Here is a 4158-nt window from a genome sequence, read left to right as displayed (position 1 = left end):
AGCGTTAGCGAAGTACCGAAGCGAAGCGCAGTGCGGAATGCCCCGACCCTTGCGCAGCAAGGGGCACGCCCAAAAAAGAATCCTACTCTTAAAAAAGCTCATAAAAGCAAGCTTTTTATCTAAATAAAGTTACGTTAAAAGATTTTCTAATCGTATGTCCTGCGCAGTTTTTAGCTTCTATTACTCCGTAATACACTCCCTCGGGCATAAGTTCCTCTGTATTGTTCTTTCTTCCGTTCCAAAATTTACCTACTTCGTTGGTTTCAAATACCTTATTACCCCAACGATTGTAAATCTCTATATGATAGCTCTGCCAACCTTTTACATTGTACTCAAAAACGTCGTTTTTGCCATCGTTGTTCGGCGTAAATACATTCGGCATTGCAAAAGAGCAATCTACAAAAGTAACATATATTTCATCTTTATCCGTGCAGCGCCCCGATAAACTGCTTACCGTAAGTTGGTACAATCCCGTTTGTGTAATTTCAATACTTTGAGTAGTTTGCCCACCAGGCTGCCAAGTATATTGCATGTTTGGAGATGGAGCTGTTAGTACCACACTGCTACCTGCACATACACAAGTATCCGAACCTAAATATGCATTCGGCACACTACGAAGAATTAAAATGGAGTCTTTTGTTGTACAAGGTCCATTGCTCACTTCTACCACGTACCAACCTTCTTCTCTGACCGTCAAAGTGTCAAAATTATGAGAGATAGGGGTACCATTTTTGTACCATTGGTAAGTGTAACTAGAACTTCCCTGAACACTAATCTGTATTGAACTTTGCTTACAAAGTGTATCTGTTTGGGGCAAGTTAATAGTTGGTCCGGGCACAATATTGACTTGAACCGTGTCATTTAATGTACAGCCAAAAGTATTAGTAATTTGTACTACGTATTGCCCAGCGGTAGTAGGCGAATAGATTTGGTTTGTACTTACAGGATTTCCACCTAAAAGCCATAAGTAAGTAGAACCTTCATTTTTGGCATCTAAAAATATGGGCGTGCCTGCACATGCCGTTATGCTTGGAGGTAAGCTATCCACAGGACTTGGTTTATAGGTTACCCAAACAGTATCTCGTGTAGTGCAACCTAAACTGTTTGTAGCTTGAAAAATATACATTCCTGATGAATTAGCCACACAGGTGTTTGTGCTACTGATTACACTGCTACCATATAGCCACTGTACACTTGTAGCCCCCGTTGCACTTGCTATCAAAATAATACTTTCATTGCTACAAGTACTTGTATCAGGAGGAACGGTTATAGTTGGCGCTGGATAGAAGTTAACTACCACAGAATCCGTTGCCGTGCACCCAAATGGAGTGGTTATCGTAACGTAGTATACGCCACTATTGCTGACTGTGATAGTTTGAGTATTCCCTATGGGATTACCGAGATAAGTCCAAGTATAGCTACTGCCTGGATTACCTGCATCTAGGACAGCTGTGTTATCACAAGTATTTACTGCGTGTGTAGGCACAGAAGGTAAAGGATGCACTGTAATAGGTAAATAAGCTGTATCTCTCACATTGCATGAGCTTGGATTTTCTACTACAAGCATAACTATGTACGTGCCTGGACTTGTGTAAGTATGAGTAGGATTAGGGCTAGTACTTGTAGAAGCATCGCCAAAATACCAATAGTAATTTATCCCGTTTATAGAGGTGTTCGTAAAGTTAACCGTTAAAGGAACACAACCTGAGTTAGGAGTTGCGTTCATACTCGCAATAATTACTGGGCTAGATACTTGAAAATCTAACTTAAAAATGGCATTATTACAGTTAGAGGAGTTATTTGTAGTTGACCATGCTCCAGGGGTAGCAGGAAACACACTATTACCCCAACATCCCGCACATACTGATTGGTACACAATTCCGTTTTTATCAAATCGGCTTGTTCCTCCATCCACATGCTCTCCTGAACTGACAGGTACGGCATTATTATCTCCTCCAAAAAAGCCTGCATATAATAAGCTAACCGCATCTTTGGCATATACAATCAAATAAAAATCCTGTCCGTCTGTGGTAGTTTGAGTAGCATTAGAGGTAGTGGTCATTCCAAGAGTATTACCTACACTGGCATTCGCGCCCCCTCCCCAACCCGATACATATAACTGCTCACATTTATCTACCAAAAAAGCAGAAAGAGAAATGTTAATCGTACCTGGAGTACCAAACCGAGTACTATATACTATTGAACTCAAAGTCGGATTCAGTTTAGTAATAAAATGTCCTCCGTTAGGTTCAGCATATACTGTTCCTATCACAGGATAAGTAGAGCTCAATGTTTGTCCTGCTACGTAGATATTTCCTGCCCCATCGCTTTGTACAAAATAGGTCTGGTCGTAGTTACTTCTGCCAATATAGGTTAATCGTATTAGTAAAGTATCTTGAAATTGAGCCACAAAGCCATCTGTATTCCCTTGCCAAGTGGTATGTAATGCAGTAGCATGAGTAGGAAGGTTATTGCTACGTGTTCCCCCACATACCGTAATAATGCTGTCTTTACCAAAGCATATTCCATACAAACCGTCATCGCCTGAACCCCCAATGTAGGTTGCCCACAGCAAGCTTTGACAATTTGTACTCATCTTGAATACATACCCATCCCGCGTACCTCCGTTGAAAGTATTGAACTGTGCTTTTACTTTGGGAATATTGAGTGAACCTGTGGAAGTAGCTACATAAATGTTTCCTTGAACATCTATAATAATTTCTCCACGTACGTCATCTCCATAATTTTTGTACAAAGCTGCGGTAGTAGGGCTGGCTGCATTAGATATACTTCCATCAGGACCTGAACCACCAAGATAGGTTGAACCTAATAGTGCCGTACCTAAACTATTGAACTTGAATACAACAATATCTCTATCTCCGCCGTTAAAAGTTTTATCATAGGCAGTGCTTGTAGTGGGAAAGTTAGCAGAGTTGGTTGTGCCAAACACGTATAAGTTATGAGCATCATCTACAATCATGCTATGGGGTTGCTCGCGAAGTGTGCCACCAATGTATGTGGAGTAGAGTAAATTACTTCCTGATGCATTGAATTTAGAAATAGCAATATCCATACGGTCATAAAAATCAGAAGAGCTAGTACCTGCCCAAGTAGTTTGAAATGCGCCAACAGTTACAGGATAGCCAGGTTCAAATGCTACTCCGCCTGCGTAAGCGTTCCCTGCATTGTCGTACGTAGCTGTAAAACCCCAGTTATTTGCTACTGAACCTGTGTAAGATGCAAACACCAAAACAGGGTCTATAATCAACGGAAAATTAGGCATGTATCCTTGTGGAAATTCATACGAAACGGCATTCCTATTCAGCACAAAACGGCATTCCACAGGTTTTTTAGATTGGTTAATGATTTGGTATGCATAAGGTTTTTGTTCAATCAGCTCTCCTACCGAAGTTACTAAATACAAATTTCCATTTTTGAGGTAGAGGTTGTTTAATCCTTTGTAAGTCATCTGTATGTTTTTTGGATTGCCCCCTGGCTGAATAATCCAATCGTATTTCAAGGTAGTACCTTGACTGTACACACAAAGGTCTATGTTGTCATACAAATGCTGGTAGTAAATTTTTTGGTATAGTGGCACATTAGTTTTCCATCTATCAGGGTCATTGCCCAAGTAGTAGTTGTGGTAGTAGGGTAAAAGTTCCCTGCCTTGTAAGGTAGGATTTTGAGCATGTAAGAATTCTATTTCAAACGCATGGTGGCGTAGAACTACCTCATCGGGATTGGGATTAGGATGTAATTGGCGAAGATCTTCGGGATGAATCAAGCAGAATAGCCAAGTTTTTTCGTGCAAAAAGAGTGTGCCTGCGGGTATATTCGTTTTGTATTGAAAATTTTCTTTCCATTGCCCTTGATTAGGCACAAAATAAAGATATTGAGCCTCATTATGCGCATAAATATAAGAAAACAAGAGCAAAATTCCAAGAGATGAGAAAACTTGTTTCACAATATAAAAATACGAATGCCCACTAAACTGTACAAATTTTAGATTGAAAAAGATATCCAAAGACAGGATTGATGCAAATTTTGCTTACAATTTCATTTGAGTTTATGTAAAATGATTTTTAATTTGATTTTTTGGGCGTGCCCCTTGCTGACGCAAGGGTCGGGGCATTCCGCACTACGCTTCGCTTCGGTACT

Annotated in this window: 1 protein-coding gene; it reads right to left on the bottom strand. The window is 40.2% G+C overall.

Annotated elements, in window-relative coordinates:
- Positions 1–115 precede the first annotated feature (115 nt).
- Positions 116–3964 carry a gliding motility-associated C-terminal domain-containing protein gene (locus NZ519_12780; GenBank protein ID MCS7029629.1) on the bottom strand — a complete coding sequence of 1283 codons (3849 nt, stop codon included), beginning with the start codon at positions 3962–3964 and terminating at the stop codon, positions 116–118.
- Positions 3965–4158 lie beyond the last annotated feature (194 nt).

This window comes from Bacteroidia bacterium, assembly GCA_025056095.1.
Classification (GTDB): domain Bacteria; phylum Bacteroidota; class Bacteroidia; order JANWVE01; family JANWVE01; genus JANWVE01.
This window is presented reverse-complemented; position numbering and strand designations above follow the sequence as displayed.